This is a genomic window from Janthinobacterium lividum, assembly GCF_034424625.1.
Classification (GTDB): domain Bacteria; phylum Pseudomonadota; class Gammaproteobacteria; order Burkholderiales; family Burkholderiaceae_D; genus Janthinobacterium; species Janthinobacterium lividum.
In genome coordinates, this window is sequence record NZ_CP139976.1 from 52,209 (window position 1) to 66,904 (window position 14,696).

The 14,696-nt window shown below is 62.4% G+C and carries 12 protein-coding genes; 6 read left to right on the plus strand and 6 right to left on the minus strand.

Annotation, left to right across the window (positions count from 1 at the left end):
- Window positions 1–121 precede the first annotated feature (121 nt).
- Window positions 122–2,032: a sensor histidine kinase gene (locus U0004_RS00210; protein ID WP_070258675.1), complete on the plus strand. Its 1,911-nt coding sequence runs from the start codon at window positions 122–124 to the stop codon at window positions 2,030–2,032.
- Window positions 2,025–3,368: a sigma-54-dependent transcriptional regulator gene (locus tag U0004_RS00215; RefSeq protein WP_034781227.1), complete on the plus strand. Its 1,344-nt coding sequence runs from the start codon at window positions 2,025–2,027 to the stop codon at window positions 3,366–3,368. Before U0004_RS00210 ends, U0004_RS00215 begins: the two co-directional genes overlap by 8 nt.
- Here U0004_RS00215 and U0004_RS00220 read toward each other — a convergent pair whose 3' ends face one another.
- Window positions 3,369–4,106, minus strand: a complete 738-nt coding sequence (locus U0004_RS00220; protein ID WP_070258673.1) for a metallophosphoesterase family protein — start codon at window positions 4,104–4,106, stop codon at window positions 3,369–3,371.
- Entirely contained in the window at window positions 4,103–4,669 is a 567-nt protein-coding gene (locus U0004_RS00225; protein WP_070258749.1) for a GNAT family N-acetyltransferase, read from the minus strand. Before U0004_RS00225 ends, U0004_RS00220 begins: the two co-directional genes overlap by 4 nt.
- Window positions 4,670–4,846: 177 nt before the next feature.
- Here U0004_RS00225 and U0004_RS00230 point away from each other — a divergent pair, with 177 nt between their 5' ends.
- Window positions 4,847–5,695 carry a MipA/OmpV family protein gene (locus U0004_RS00230; protein WP_081345816.1) on the plus strand — a complete coding sequence of 283 codons (849 nt, stop codon included), beginning with the start codon at window positions 4,847–4,849 and terminating at the stop codon, window positions 5,693–5,695.
- Between the two features lie 6 nt (window positions 5,696–5,701).
- On the opposite strand, the gene U0004_RS00235 is transcribed toward U0004_RS00230, so the two are convergent.
- Window positions 5,702–6,211, minus strand: coding sequence for a GNAT family N-acetyltransferase (locus U0004_RS00235; protein ID WP_070258671.1), 510 nt, complete (start codon window positions 6,209–6,211; stop codon window positions 5,702–5,704).
- Window positions 6,212–6,465: 254 nt separating this feature from the next.
- Here U0004_RS00235 and U0004_RS00240 point away from each other — a divergent pair, with 254 nt between their 5' ends.
- The 3 genes from U0004_RS00240 (at window position 6,466) to U0004_RS00250 (ending at window position 11,538) form a co-directional block, all read left to right on the plus strand.
- Complete coding sequence (locus U0004_RS00240; RefSeq protein ID WP_070258667.1) at window positions 6,466–7,383, plus strand: ABC transporter ATP-binding protein; 918 nt, start codon at window positions 6,466–6,468, stop codon at window positions 7,381–7,383.
- Between the two features lie 10 nt (window positions 7,384–7,393).
- Window positions 7,394–10,975: an ABC transporter permease/M1 family aminopeptidase gene (locus U0004_RS00245; protein ID WP_070258745.1), complete on the plus strand. Its 3,582-nt coding sequence runs from the start codon at window positions 7,394–7,396 to the stop codon at window positions 10,973–10,975.
- 134 nt (window positions 10,976–11,109) lie between these two features.
- Entirely contained in the window at window positions 11,110–11,538 is a 429-nt protein-coding gene (locus U0004_RS00250) for a hypothetical protein (protein WP_070258665.1), read from the plus strand.
- Window positions 11,539–11,544: 6 nt separating this feature from the next.
- Here U0004_RS00250 and U0004_RS00255 read toward each other — a convergent pair whose 3' ends face one another.
- The 3 genes from U0004_RS00255 to U0004_RS00265 are packed head-to-tail and all read right to left on the minus strand — an operon-like array spanning window position 11,545 to window position 14,628.
- Window positions 11,545–12,813 (minus strand): MFS transporter, encoded by a 1,269-nt coding sequence (locus U0004_RS00255; RefSeq protein WP_167468616.1) that lies wholly within the window; start codon window positions 12,811–12,813, stop codon window positions 11,545–11,547.
- Entirely contained in the window at window positions 12,788–13,546 is a 759-nt protein-coding gene (locus tag U0004_RS00260) for a nucleotidyltransferase domain-containing protein (protein WP_070258663.1), read from the minus strand. Before U0004_RS00260 ends, U0004_RS00255 begins: the two co-directional genes overlap by 26 nt.
- Window positions 13,543–14,628 (minus strand): DUF455 family protein, encoded by a 1,086-nt coding sequence (locus tag U0004_RS00265; protein WP_070258661.1) that lies wholly within the window; start codon window positions 14,626–14,628, stop codon window positions 13,543–13,545. The genes U0004_RS00260 and U0004_RS00265 overlap by 4 nt, the downstream gene beginning before the upstream one ends.
- Window positions 14,629–14,696 lie beyond the last annotated feature (68 nt).

Consider the following 14,696-nt stretch of genomic DNA (forward strand, 5'->3'; position numbering starts at 1 on the left):
GGACGTCGAGCTGTCCGTGACATAGAAGTGTGAGCCGCCGGATGCATATCCGGCGGCTTTTTCTTTTTACGCAATATTTAAATGCGATACTGTGGGTTCTTGCAAGTTGGCAGCTGATTTTATGAATAGCAGTACTACGAAACCCTCCCTTTCCTGGCGCCAGCGCCTGTCGCAACGGTCGGGCCGCGAAACGCTGGCCTGGGGCGTGGTGCTGGCCGCCTGCCTGGCCACCGTCTGGCTCGTGTATTTCTGGACCGAACGCATCGCCATCGGCAAGCTGCAGGCCAGCGGTGCGCAACGCCTGGAAGTGTATGTCAACAGCCTGGAAAATGCGCTGGAGAAATACGACTTCCTGCCCAAGACGCTGGAGCTGAACCGCGACGTGATTCGCCTGCTGCAGCACCCGGAAGACCCGGTGCTGGTCGATACGGTCAACCATTACCTCGAGCAGATGAATGACCAAGCAAAATCCTCGACCATTTTCATCAGCAACCTCGACGGCAACACGCGGGCCGCCAGCAACTGGCAGCAGCCCGACAGCTTTATTGGTGACAATATCTCGTTCCGCCCCTACGCCCAGGACGCGTTGCGCGGCACGCCGGGCCGCTTCTATGGCGTGGGCACGACGCGGCTGGAGCCCGGTTACTTCTTTGCCCACGGCATCTACCAGAATGGCCACATGCTGGGCCTGGCAACGGTGAAGGTGAATCTGGAAAACCTGGAAAAACGCTGGGTGCAAGGCGCCGACAAGGTCATGCTGGCCGACGAGCATGGCGTGATCTTCCTGAGCTCCATGGCGGACTGGAAGTACAAGACCCTGGCGCCGCTGTCGCCCGCGATCGTCGAGGAACTCAACCGCACGCGCCAGTATTATTCGAAGCAGCTCGCAGCCATCCCCTTCGTTTCCGACCGCCAGCTGGGCAATGGCGCGCGCGTGATCAGCGTGCGCGAACAGGAACATGCCGACACGCCACCGAAGATCAGCTCGAGCGTCATGACGCAGATCAAGCTCAAGTCCCCGCAAGGCTGGACTTTTATTTATTTGTCCGACCTGGCGCAAGCGAAGGCCAGCGCGCGCGCTGCGGCCGCCTTCTCTTGCGTGCTGCTGGGCTTTTTCATGCTGCTGTTCTTTTACCTGCGCCAGCGCCGCGCGGCCGTGGCGCAAAAACTGCGCGCCCGCGAAGATCTGCAGCATGCCTACGACAACCTGGAAGCCATGGTCGAGGAGCGCACCTCGGAACTCAATGCCATGACGCAAAGCCTGAGCCAGGAAATCGAGGTGCGCAGCAAGGCCGAGCAAAAACTCCACATCACGCAAAACGAACTGTTTCAAGCAGGTAAGATGGCGGTACTGGGACAAATGTCGGCCAGCATCACGCATGAACTCAACCAGCCACTGACGGCGCTGCGCACCATGTCCGACAATGCCGTCATCCTGCTGGAACGGGGACGGCTCGACGACGCGCGGCGCAATCTGGCGAAGATTTCGCAAATTGCGGCCAGGATGGGGACCATTACGGGCCAATTGAAGATTTTTGCGCGCAAGTCGACCACCAGCCTGACCTCCGTCTCGATCCCCACGGCGATCAGCAACGCCCTGTTCCTCGTCGAACGCCGGCTGCAGGTGGAAAATGTGCGTTTCACCCTGCAATTGCCGCCCGAAGACATTTTCGCCATGTGCGAAAGCAACCGCCTGGAGCAGGTGCTGGTGAACCTGTATGCCAATGCGCTCGACGCCATGAATGGCAGCGACGTGCGCAGCCTGCGCGTGGCCGTCGAATGCACGCCCGAGCACGTGCTGATCCACGTGGCCGACACGGGGCCCGGCTTGTCCACGGAAGTGTGCGAACACCTGTTCGAACCGTTCTTCACCACCAAGCCGCAAGGCCTGGGACTGGGCCTGGGACTGGCCATTTCCGAACAGATCACGCGCCAGTTCGGCGGCGTGCTGCGCGCCGAAAACGCTCCCGGCGGCGGCGCCATCTTCACCATCGAACTACAGATTGCAACGCAGGAGGAAAAACATGTTTGACGGCTTGAAGGTCTTGCTGGTCGAGGACGACCCCACCGTACGCGAGGGCAGCGAGCAGGCACTGCAGCTGGCCGGCCTGGACGTGCTGGCGTTTCACTCGGCCGAGCTGGCCTATAAACTGCTGACGCCGGATTTTCCCGGCATCGTGGTCAGCGACGTGCGCCTGCCCGGCATGAGCGGCCTGGAATTGCTGCAAGCGGTCAAGACACTCGATGCCAACCTGCCCGTGATCCTCGTCACGGGCCACGGCGACATCACGATGGCCGTGCACGCCATGCGCACGGGCGCCTACGATTTCATCGAAAAGCCGTATTCGTCCGAGCAACTGGTCGACGTCATCCTGCGCGCGCTGGAAACGCGGCGCCTGACCCTGGAAGTGCACAGCTTGCGCCGGCAACTGGAAGACGGCGGCGGCATCGAATCGCGGTTACTGGGTAATTCCGTGGCGATGCGCGACATACGGCGCCTGATCCTCGACGTTGCGGACGAACCGGCCGACGTGCTGATCTATGGCGACACGGGCACAGGCAAGGAAATGGTAGCCCGCTGCCTGCACGACTTCAGCCATCGCCGCAAGCACAACTTCGTCGCGGTCAACTGCGGCGCGATTCCGGAAAGCATATTTGAAAGCGAAGTCTTCGGCCACGAACCGGGCGCGTTTACAGGCGCGGCCAAGCGGCAGGTGGGCAAGATCGAGCACGCAGATCAAGGCACTTTTTTCCTCGACGAAATCGAAAGCCTGCCCCTGTCCCTGCAAGTCAAATTGCTGCGTGTGCTGCAGGAACGCTATATCGAGCGCCTGGGCTCGAACGTGCCCACGCCCGTCGACGTGCGCGTCATCGCGGCAGCCAAACTGGACCTGGAAGACTTGTCGCAGCAACAGAAATTCCGCAGCGACCTGTACTACCGCCTGAATCTGATCGTGCTGCATCTGCCGCCGCTGCGCGAGCGGCGCGAGGATATTCCCATCCTGTTCGAGCACTTCGTGCTGGCCGCCGCCGCCCGCTACAACCGCGCCGCGCCCGTGGTCTCCAGCGCGCAGATGCGCAACCTGATGGCGCATTCCTGGCCCGGCAATGTGCGCGAGTTGCGCAATATCGCCGACCGCTTCGTGCTGGGCATCGCCGGTGGCGCCTCAAGCCTGCTGGCGGCCGGACTGGCCAGTCCCCTGTCGCTGGCGGAACAGGTCAACGGCTTCGAACGCGCGCTGATCGAACAGGAATTGCGCGCATATTCCGGCAACGTCAGCGAAGTGAGCACAGTGCTCGGCTTGCCGAAACAGACCTTGTATCACAAGATGCAGAAGTACAACCTGGTGGCGGAAGAGTTCCGCTAATCAGCCGACCCGGCCCGTGCGCAAGGGCGTGACCCAGTCGGGCCGCCCATTCGCCAGCGCCAGCCGGGCCGCCTTTTCCCAGTCATATGCCACAGCATGCAGCTGCGCCGTCCAGGCACCATCGCTTCCCTGTTCGGCGATGGCATAGCGGGCATGCGGCGTGCCGTTTTCCATCACGTGCGGATAACCATGGTCGTCGTCGTAGGCTTGCAAGCCCACGCTGCCCGGATTGACGATCAGCCGCCCATCGGGCAGGCGCACCTGGCGCGGCATGTGCGTATGGCCACACAGGATCAAGGCCGCGTCCGTCATACCGGCCCGTTCGGCCACCTCCTCCGGCGTGGCGGCGCGGCTGCCTTGCGGCGTGACGCTGTCGAGAAAATACACGAGATCGCTGCTGGGCGTGCCATGCACGAGCAGCACGTCCTGCCGCAGGCGCACGGTGGCGGGCAGTGCCGCGATCCAGTCCAGTTGCTGCGGCAGCAGTTGCGCGCGCGCATAGGCATCCGAGACGCCCATGCGGGCCGGATCGCCCAGCAACTGGCGCTCGTGGTTGCCGCGGATGGTGGGCAGATCGAGCGCCATCAGACGCGCCGCCGTGGCGCGCGGCTGCAAATGGCCCGAAACGATATCGCCAAGGTTGACAGTCACGTCCACGCCACGCCGGGCGATGTCGTCCAGCACGGCCTCAAGCGCATCCAGGTTGCCGTGGATATCGGAAATAGTGGCGATTCTCATGTTACCTCCCTGTGCAACCATTCTGCACGCGTCAGACGATACAGGCAATGCGTGCGCAATGCATGTCCTGGCGGTAAGGCCGGATGCTCGAAAGTGGCGGCCTCGCGGCGCATGCCCAGACGCGCCATCAGCGCGCTCGAGCGCACGTTGGGCAGCGCCGTAAACGCGACGATTTCCGGCAGCTGCAAGCGCTCGTAACCTGCGTGCAAGGCGGCCTGCGCCGCTTCCTGCGCGTAACCTTGTCCCCAGTAATCGAACGCCAGGCGCCAGCCGATTTCCACGCACGGCGAACATGGCAGTTGCGCAGCGGGAATATGCAAGCCCGTCATGCCGATGAAGGCATCGTTTTCTCGCAAGGCAACGGCCCATAAGCCCCAGCCCCGCTCGTCGATCAAGCCGCTACAGCGCCGCGCCATGGCGTCGCTGGATTCGCGCGACAGGGCCGTCGGGAAATATGCCATCACGCGGGGATCGGCATTCAGGGCCGCGAACGGCGCCAGGTCGCTGTCGCGCCACTGCCGCAGCACCAGTCGCGGCGTCATCAGTTCCATAATCTCCTGCATCGTTTCCATCCCTTCATTACCAGTCGTTACAGTGGATTTACCGGCGGTAGGACAAGTCCGACGGCCACTTGCGACGTGCGGCTACGTAATTTAAAAGTAACAATTGCTACCATTTCCTCATTGCACTGTTGCCCAAAGCGTCGCGACAGTTTTCACTTTATCTTGAGGAGTAGCCCCATGTCTGCCATGTCCGTGTCCACCCGCCTGTCCCCACCACGCCCGCACCACCTCGCCTTGCGCGGCGCCATGATGCTGGGCATGCTGGGCATTGCCACGGCCGCCGCCACGGCGCGGGCCGAACCGTCGCCGACCCTGGACCGTGTCAGCATTTCGGTGGGAGCGTTCTCCGCCGATCCGCGCATCAATGTCGGCGCCGACACGCAGTTTGGCCGCATCGACGCGCCCGAATCGAATCCCAGCCGCACCACCATTCCCCGCATCAAGGCCGAATTGCTGATCGGCGACCATCATGCCCTGGCATTCGACTACTACCGCTACGACAAATCCTACACGCCAACGCTGACCGGCCAGACCACCATCAATGGCCAGCCGGTTTCCGGCACCGCCACGGCGGACGCCGACCTGAAGCTGGACCTGGCCAAGATGTCCTACCGCTGGTGGCTCGGCAGCGGCAACGACACCTTCGGCATCGGCCTGGGTGCCGCCTACTACAATGCCAACCTGAACGGCACGGCCACCGGCGTCGTCAATGGCGAAACGGCCACGGCGCGCGATTCCATCGGCGAGCACGCGTTCGCGCCGCTGCTGGAAGTGGGCTGGCGCCACGCCTTCACGCCGGACTTGCGCATGTATGCGGAAGCGTCGGGCATCAAGAAAAATGGCGGGCGCATCAACGGCCACATCTACGGTGGCAATATTGGCGTGGAATGGTTTCCGTTCAAAAATATCGGTTTCGTGGCCGACTATGGCATCTCGAAAATCAAGCTGCACCGAGACAGCGAACGCGATGCCGACTTGAACGTGCGCCTGACTGGGCCGTCGGCGTATGTGAAAGTGCGCTTCTAAACGAGTTCAAGCCGCCGGTTTCAGCAAAGTCAGCTGGAACTGCGGCAAGTCCGGATCGTCCCACGCCTCGACGCTGGCAAACGGCAGGCGCGCAAACGCCTGCCGCCAGAATGCGCAGGCAGCGGCATCGTCGCGAAACGTCGCCACCAGCCACGTCTGCGCGCTGTCCAGCAACACTTGCCGCACCACTTCCAGCGCCACGCCCCGGCGCCGGTATTTCTTCAGGATGAAAAAGTCGCTGAACTCCTGCACGGCCAGCTCACCCGCCATGCCAGGCTCCGTGATGAAAAAACCGGCCAGTTCGCCATCGACCTCGATCCAGCTGGCCGTGTGGCCGGCGCCATGCACATACGATGCCAGCCCCGCATCGCACACCTCATAGCGGCCGTCGGCCAGCAGCGCCTCGCCGCTCCAGGCGGAATTGTCATAACAGTACAGTTGAAACAGCCGCGCCAATGCGCCCTCTTCGCCCGGGGCAATGGCGCGCAACGCGATGACCTTGTTTATTGCATGCATGAAGAACTTTCCCGCACGATGGCGTTGATCCAGTCCGCGATCTTATCACCGTCACTCATCCCCGCCCTCCGGCATTTCATGCCTGCATTTCCTCCCTTGGTCGCAAAACCATTCTTTTCCTTTCAGTTGCATATACATTATTGTTTTTAAGTAACGTCCGCCATCGCGGCTGATAAAAACAAGGGGGATCCCCTTCCACAGGCCGGCAGGCATGCATCTGCCGGCTTTTAGACCCATGTCCTGGAGAGTGCTGCATGCTAAAGATCAAACAGCTGAACAAAACATATGCGAATGGCGTCAAGGCCATCAACAATGTCAGCCTGGAAATTCCCAATGGGATGTTCGGCTTGCTGGGGCCGAATGGCGCAGGCAAGTCGTCGCTGATGCGTACCATTGCGACATTGCAAGATCCCGATAGCGGCAGCATCCATTTCGACGGCGTCGATGTGTTGCAGGACAAGGCCGGCTTGCGCCGCCAGCTCGGCTATTTGCCACAGGATTTCGGCGTGTATCCGAAGGTCAGTGCGGAAACCCTGCTCAACCACTTTGCCGTCCTGAAAGGCTTGACGGAGAAGGGGCCGCGCAAGGAAGCCGTGGAAGCCTTGTTGCAGCAAACCAATCTGTGGGAAGCGCGCAAGCGCAACCTGGGCACGTATTCGGGCGGCATGCGCCAGCGCTTCGGCATCGCCCAGGCGCTGCTGGGCGCGCCGCGCCTGGTGATCGTCGACGAGCCCACTGCCGGCCTGGACCCGGATGAGCGCAACCGCTTCCTGAACCTGCTGGCAAAGATCGGCGAGCAGGTGGTGGTGATCCTGTCGACGCACATCGTCGACGACGTGACGGACCTGTGCCCGCGCATGGCCATGATCGTCAAGGGTCAAGTGCTGGTGCAGGGCGAGCCGCAGGCGGCCATCGACACCTTGCACAACAAGGTGTGGCGCCGCAGCGTCAGCATGGAAGAACTGGCGCAGTACCAGCAGTTGCACAATGTGCTGTCGACGCGCCTGGTGGGCGGCAAACCGCAAATCAATGTGTATGCCGACAGCCAGCCCGACAGCGGCTTCGTGCAGATCGCTCCGGACCTGGAAGACGTGTACTTCCTGCATGTGCGCAACGCGGCCCGCGACGGCGCTGCCGTTCCCGCTGCGGCACCATCCGCCGTCGCGGCGTAAGGAGCACACCATGTGGAAGGAATTTTTCAAGTTTGACCTCGGCTATCAGCTGAAACAGCCGCTGCTGTGGGTATTTGCCGCCGTCATGGCCTTGATGGCCTTTGGCGCCAGCAGCAGCGATTCGATCCAGATCGGCGGCGCCATCGGCAATATCAACCGCAATGCGCCCACCGTGGTGGCGCAGATGCTGGGGATCTTCAGCCTGCTGGCGATGTTTCTCGTCACCGTGTTCATCGCCGGCGCCGTGTTGCGCGATAGCGAAGTCGGCATGGCCGACATGCTGTTCGCCACGCCCATGCGCAAGTGGGATTACCTGTTCGGCCGCTTCGGCGCCGGCTTCGTCACCTGCCTGGTGATCTTTGTCGCCATCGCCCTGGCCACCATGCTGGGGCCCCTCATGCCATGGGTCGATCCCCAGCGCGTGGGCGCGTTCTCGCTGCACACCTATGCGTGGAGCTTCGCCGTCCTGGTCATCCCCAACCTGCTCTTCATCGGCGCCCTGCTGATGCTGCTGGCCGCCACCACGCGCTCGATGATGCTCGTCTACGTGGGCGTGCTGGGATTCTTCGTGCTGTGGGCCGTGGCCGGCGCCTTTACCCGCGACATCAACAACGAATGGCTTGCTGTCCTGCTCGACCCGTTCGGCGTGCGCGCCTTTGGCCGCATGACGCGCTACTTCACCTCCGCCGAATCGAACGCGGGCCTGCCGCCATTTTCCGGTTTCCTGCTGGCCAACCGCTTGCTGTGGCTGGGCATCACGGCGCTGCTGTTCCTCGCCACCGTCGTGCTGTTCAAGCCGCAGCGCACGGGGACGGGAAAACGCCTGTTCGGCAAGGCCAAGGCCGTGGCAGCCGCACCGGCCGTCACGGCGCCGCTGCACCTGCCGCGCAGCACTCCCGCATTTACTGCCGCGACAGCCTGGCGCCAGTGGTGGCACATCCTGCGCTTCGACGCCGCCGGCGTCTTCAAGAGCTTGCCCTTCCTCGTCATGCTGCTGTTCGGCATGATCAACCTGATCGCGGCCGCCAATGTCGACAAGAACATGTATGGCACGGCCGTGTATCCGATGACGCATTTGCTGTTGCAGCAAATCAGCAACAGCTTCAGCTTCCTCCTGATCATCATCGTCACCTTCTATGCAGGCGAGCTGATCTTCAAGGAACGGCAAGCCAGGATCGCCGACGTCGGCGACGCCATGCCCGTGCCCGACTGGGTGCCCCTGCTGGCCAAATGCACGGCTTTAATCGGCGTCATCGCCGGCTACCTGCTGGCGGGCGTCCTCACGGCCATCGGCTTCCAGCTCGTCAAGGGCGGCGCGCCCGTGGAACTGGGACTGTACCTGCAAGGCACCTTGCTGGGCGCCCTCTTCTTCGTGCTGATGGGCTTGTGCGCCCTGACCCTGCAAGTGCTGTCGAACAACAAGTTCATCGGCTACCTGCTGGTGATCCTGCTGATGGTGGCGCAAGCCGTGCAGGGCATGCTGCACTTCGAACACAAGCTGTACAACTTCGCCGCCACGCCGTCCATCAAGTATTCAGACATGAACGGCTATGGCCACTTCCTGACGGGCTGGGCCTGGTTTGCGCTGTACTGGAGCCTGTTTACCGTGGCCCTCGTCATGCTGGCGCAAGCGTTCTGGGTGCGCGGCCTGTCCAACGGCTGGCCGGCACGCGTGCGCCTGGCAGGCCAGCGATTGCAAGGCCGTACGGGTGCCGCACTGGCAGCGGTGCTGCTGTGCTGGATAGGCACGGGCAGCTGGATCTTCTACAACACGAATGTGCTGAACCGGTACGAGACATCGAACATCGGCATGGACAAGCAGGCGCGCTATGAAAAATTGTACAAGCGGTACCAGCACTTGCCGCAGCCGAAGATCACGGAAGTCCAGGCCAATGTGGATATTTATCCTGAACAACGCAAGGTGCTGATCAAGGGCCACTACGTGCTGCAAAACAAGACGGCGCAAGCGCTCGACACCCTGCGCATCCAGCTCGACCCCGAGCTGAAAACGGCATGGCTGAACTTGCCCGCGCACAAGGTCGAACTGGACGACAAGGAACTCGGTTTCAGCATCCTCAAGCTGACCCAGCCCCTGGCACCGGGCGCCACGCTGCCGCTGGACTTCACGGTGGCCGTTACGCACCAGGGTTTCACCAACAGCGGCGCGCCGGACCAGCTCAACCTGAACGGCAGCTTCTTCAACAACCAGGCCTTTTTCCCCCACTTCGGCTATGCCAAGGAAATGGAATTGCTGGACCGCAATGAGCGCCGCAAGCGGGGCCTGGGCGAGCCGCAGCGCATGGCCAAGCTGGAAGACTCTTCCGCGTATGGCAACACGGTGCTGGGCGGCGATGCCGACTGGATCCATTTCGACACGACAGTTTCCACCAGCGGCGAGCAGATCGCCCTGGCGCCCGGCTATCTGCAAGGCAGCTGGGAAAAGGATGGCCGCCGCTACTACCGCTACAAGATGGACCAGCCGATGCTGCCCTTTTTTGCCTACCTGTCGGCGCGCTGGGAAGTCAAAAAAGGCGAGTGGCACGGCTTGCCGATCGAAATCTATGTCGACAAGAAACACGGCTACAACACGGACCGCATGATCACTTCCGTGCAAAAGTCGCTCGACTATTACACGACCCAATTCACGCCCTACCAGCACAAGCAGGTACGCATCCTGGAATTTCCCGGCTACCAGAGCTTTGCGCAGTCGTTTGCCAATACGATTCCGTATTCGGAAGGCATCGGCTTCATCGCCGACCTGCGCGACAAGGATGACATCGACTATGTGTTCTACGTCACGGCGCATGAAATGGCGCACCAGTGGTGGGGCCACCAGGTAATCGGCGCAAACGTGCAAGGCGCCAGCATGCTGATGGAATCGCTGTCGCAATACTCGGCCCTGATGGTGATGGAAAAGGAATACGGCCGCGACAAAATGCGCCGCTTCCTGCGCTATGAACTGGACCGCTACCTGAGCGGACGCGGCGGCGAAGCCATCGAGGAATTGCCGCTGGCGCGCGTGGAAGGACAGCAATACATCCACTACAACAAGGGCAGCCTGGTGTTCTACCGCCTGCGCGACGAGCTCGGCGAAGAGGCGCTGAACCGTGCCCTGAAACGCTATCTGCAGGACAAGGGCTACCAGCAGGCGCCGTTCACCACCTCGTCGGAATTGCTGGCGTACATCCGCGCCGAAGCGCCGCAGGACAAGCAAGCCCTGATCACGGACCTGTTCGAAAAGATCGTCTTCTACGACAACCGCGTCACGCAAGCGACGGCCGTCAAGCGCCCGGATGGCCAGTGGGATGTCACCATGCAGTTGCACCTGGCCAAACTGGAGTCCGATGGCAAGGGCAAGGAAAGCGCGCGCGCCTATGACGAGCCGGTGGAAATCGCCATCTTCGCGCGCGCGCCGGGCGCCAAGGAGAAAGATGAAAAAGTCGTGTTCACCGACAAGCGCATGTTGTCCGGCAGCGACCCGGTGATCACCATCACGGTGAAGGAAAAACCGTTTGAGGTGGGTGTCGATCCGTACAACAAGATGATCGACCGGGTCTCGCGCGATAACCGCAAGGAAGTCAGTTTCAATTAGGCTTGCGTCAACGTGCTTGACGCAACGCAAACCGGCCGCGCCTTCGACCAGTGCGCGGCCGTTTTTTGTGCCTGGCGTAAGATGGCAAGCATCGCCAGCAACCGCGCTGGTGTCCACTTCAAGGGGAAAACCGCATGCCGCATCGTCCACTGCCCATCCGCGCCAGCCTGCTGCTGGCGGCGCTCGTCTTTGCCACGCCCGCCTGGAGCGCCGATCCCATCCACAAGGAAAGCGTGACATTGACGGCGAACCAGGCCACGCATACGGTCAAGGGCAAGATCAAGGGCTATGCCACGGCCGAATACACGGTGTCAGGCAAGGCGGGACAGACCTTCAGCGTCAAGCTGAAAACCAATCAGCCATCGAACTACTTCAACCTCCGCCAGCAAGGCCAGGATGAAGCCCTGTTCATCGGCTCGACCAGCGGCAACACGTACCAGGCGGCACTGCCGGCCGATGGCGAGTACACGGTGCAGGTGTATTTGATGCGCAATGCGGCGCACAGGAATGCGGTGGCGAATTACAGCCTGGAAATGAGCATCAAAGAAGCCGCAGCGCGTTGATGCGCATCATGCCGGCTTGCTGCCAGCCGAGTATTTGCTGGCGGCGATCGCCAGGCACGCGGCCAGCAACAGGATGGCGGCCAGGACAAATGCCGCACCGCTGTCGTGGCTGGCAGGATCAACGGCGACCAGCATGGCGAACAGGGCCGGTGTCGCCAGCCCCGCCAGACTGCCGGCACTCTTGACGGCGCCCTGCAGCCAGCCCTGCTGCCGCGCCGATACGGCACTGGTCAGCAGACCCTGCAGGGCCGGGTTGGCCATCTCTCCCACGCCGAGCAGGAAAATGGCCAAATATGCCCCCGCCGACTGGCGCGACAGGGCAAGGCACAGGAAGCCGGCACAGCAGCCGGCATAGGCCAGCATGGCCGTGCGCCGCGGGCCGTATCGTGTCATCAGAAACGGTGCACACTTCATCTGCGCCACGCCGCCCCAGCCTGCCAGCACGGCAAGCATCAAGCCGACCTGGGTGGAGTTCCAGCCATACCGCTGTTGCGTGTAAAACACGAACGCCACGGAAATCGACCAGTGCGCGCTGGCCACCAGCAGATACGCGAGCGTCAGGAAACGCAGTTCGGGACGCCTGGCCAGCTCGAACACGGCACCGAATGGATTGCTCATGCGCCAGCTGACGGGAACGCGCTTGTCCGGCGGCAAAGACTCGGGCAAGACCAGCACGCCATACAGGAGATTGCCGAGCGACAGCCAGCCGGCAAGGTAGAAGGGCAAACGCACATCGATATTGCCCAGCCAGCCGCCCAGGGCCGGCCCCGCCACCAGTCCCATGCTGTACGCCGCGCCCATCGAGGCAAACGCGCGGGTGCGCGCGGCGCCTTCGGAACAGTCCGCAATAAATGCATAGGCGATGCCAAAGCTGGAGGCGGTGATGCCGCACAAGATACGCCCCAGCACCAATTGGCCCAGCGTTTCAGTGTCCGCCAGGCAGAAGAAATACACGGCCACGCCCAGGTTCGACAATAACAGCAGCGGGCGCCGGCCAAAGCGGTCAGACAATGCGCCCAGCAGTGGCAAGGCAAACATTTGCGACAGCGAAAACAGCATCCCCAGATAACCGAGCCATAACACGGGCTGGGCGGGACTGTCCCTCAATTGCAGCAACAGGCGCGGCAAGACGGGGGCCACCAGTCCCGCGCACAGGACGTCGATCAGGACGGTCATGAAGACCAGCGGAAAACCGAATAGCTGTACCGGCCGGCCCTGCACCGTGCGCATCAACACAGTGCCAGCCGTCTCAGGCGGCAAGCGCGGGCGTGTCACTCTTCCATTCCGCGGGCGCATGCAAGGCATACCCGTCGAGCAAGGGCCCGCCATACGGCTGCAGCGCACGCGCGACCAGGTCGCCAAACGCCTGCTTGCCGGCGGGTGGGTCGAGCAGGATCGCGCGCATGGCGGCATGCAGGTCATCCGCAATCGACGGGTTATGGGCCCTGAGCCGGCGCGCCAGATGCTTGCCGACGCCGCTCCACGCGCCCCCGGCACGCAGCACGAAATTGGCCAGCACGTCATACAGCTTGGTGGCGATCGCCAGTGTTTCCTCGGCTACCGTGCTGTCAACGAGGTCTTCCAGCAAGGTCGTGATTTCATAGCGCCGGCTGGCCAGGGCATCGGGCGTCAGCGCTGGCGGGCCTTCATCGTATATGGCTTGCGCCAGCTGGTACAGGGCGGCGGACGCGCTCGTCTGCGGCAAGAGATTCCTGCCCTCGATGACCATCATCGCCATCGGGATCCGGCCACCGGGACGGTCCATCTTGCGGCAAAAGTAATCGAAGGAGCGCAAGTCATGGCCATATAATTCCACCGTCTGCCGGTCCAGCTTGAGCGTCTCGCGCCAGGCATGCGGCACGTTCTCGAACAGGACCAGAAGGTCGATATCCGAGGTGGCCGTTCCCTGGCCGCGCGCGATGGAACCGCCGATGATCGCCGCCTGGGCATGCGGATAGGCGGGCAGGATGTGTTGTTCCACCAACTGGCGGGCTGCGTCGAAATTCATTCCATCATCCCCTGCAGATCAGGTAACTCCACCGCTTGCGAACGGTCCCGCTGGCGCTCGATTTCCGTCGCGCTGAAACCGACATACTGGCGCGCGGCGGCATTGAAAAACCGTCCGCCGATCACGCTCACCTTGGACGACTCTTCCAAGGTGCGCAAACGCTGCACGGCTTGCGCACCGAGCAGGGTGTGAAAACTGGCCAGGCCATTCTTCACGTGGTTGACCTCGTCGATATAAATGCATTCATGCAGCAGGGAAATATCAGCGCGCCCGATGGCACGGTACAGCTCCGCATAGTACAGGTCGGCCCCCAGCGAAAAGCCTTCGCCGATCACTTGCTCGAGGCCGATGCAGTCTGCCGCATTCTGCGCCGCCCGGCAGCTTTTCCAGATGCCCAGGGATACCGGCGTTTCGCCGATGCGGCCCCCCTCATTCGCCAATGCGCCCAGCAGCAGCTGCGCGTGGCGGAATTCTTCCGCGCACTGCAGGGTCAGCGATTCGGCCACGGCGCCCGGCAACTCAGGGAATCGCAGCACCAGCATGGCGCACACTTCGCCGGCGCATACTTCCACATTGAAAATCTGCTGGTGCAATTTCCTGCGCGGATAGTCACGGTCCAGCTCATAGCGCACGTAGTCGACGATCTCCAGCTGCTCGGGGCGCCCGGGCAGCTCGGGACAATCCCACTGCGCCGGCAGCACCTGGCCTTCGAGGCGCTGGCAACCGCTCTGCATGGCAGGCAGTAACCACAGGACCTTCTGTGCCGCCAGCTCGCTCTTGGCCCACAAGCCGAGCGAGGCGAGCGCCTGCATGCTGTGCCGGAGGGCGGCGAAATGCGCGTCGATGTGCACGCCCTCGTCCGCGCAATGCGGGGCGCCGGGCGCTTCACCCAGGGCAAAGCTCTGGCAGCAATCCTGTACCGTCGACAGTGCCTGCTGCGCCGCATGCAAGGTCATGGACCACGCGATCTTGCCAGCCACCTCGCGTTCCGTAATCAACGCGTGCGCCGAGGCGTTCCGGATGGCCGCGAGGGCGTGGGCGGCGGCAGCCAGGTGTGCCGTGTGTTCTTTGATGACGGACATATCATTCCCAACGGTAGCTAATGGAGTATCAACAGCATCTGAACAACCGTGGCGCGCGGCAATGCGAA

Coding starts and splice junctions, on each gene's coding strand:
- U0004_RS00215 (WP_034781227.1), top strand. CDS start 2,025: ATGTTTGACGGCTTGAAGGTCTTGCTGGTCGAGGACGACCCCACCGTA.
- U0004_RS00210 (WP_070258675.1), top strand. CDS start 122: ATGAATAGCAGTACTACGAAACCCTCCCTTTCCTGGCGCCAGCGCCTG.
- U0004_RS00245 (WP_070258745.1), top strand. CDS start 7,394: ATGTGGAAGGAATTTTTCAAGTTTGACCTCGGCTATCAGCTGAAACAG.
- U0004_RS00225 (WP_070258749.1), bottom strand. CDS start 4,669: ATGCAGGAGATTATGGAACTGATGACGCCGCGACTGGTGCTGCGGCAG.
- U0004_RS00230 (WP_081345816.1), top strand. CDS start 4,847: ATGTCTGCCATGTCCGTGTCCACCCGCCTGTCCCCACCACGCCCGCAC.
- U0004_RS00235 (WP_070258671.1), bottom strand. CDS start 6,211: ATGCATGCAATAAACAAGGTCATCGCGTTGCGCGCCATTGCCCCGGGC.
- U0004_RS00250 (WP_070258665.1), top strand. CDS start 11,110: ATGCCGCATCGTCCACTGCCCATCCGCGCCAGCCTGCTGCTGGCGGCG.
- U0004_RS00265 (WP_070258661.1), bottom strand. CDS start 14,628: ATGTCCGTCATCAAAGAACACACGGCACACCTGGCTGCCGCCGCCCAC.
- U0004_RS00240 (WP_070258667.1), top strand. CDS start 6,466: ATGCTAAAGATCAAACAGCTGAACAAAACATATGCGAATGGCGTCAAG.
- U0004_RS00260 (WP_070258663.1), bottom strand. CDS start 13,546: ATGAATTTCGACGCAGCCCGCCAGTTGGTGGAACAACACATCCTGCCC.
- U0004_RS00220 (WP_070258673.1), bottom strand. CDS start 4,106: ATGAGAATCGCCACTATTTCCGATATCCACGGCAACCTGGATGCGCTT.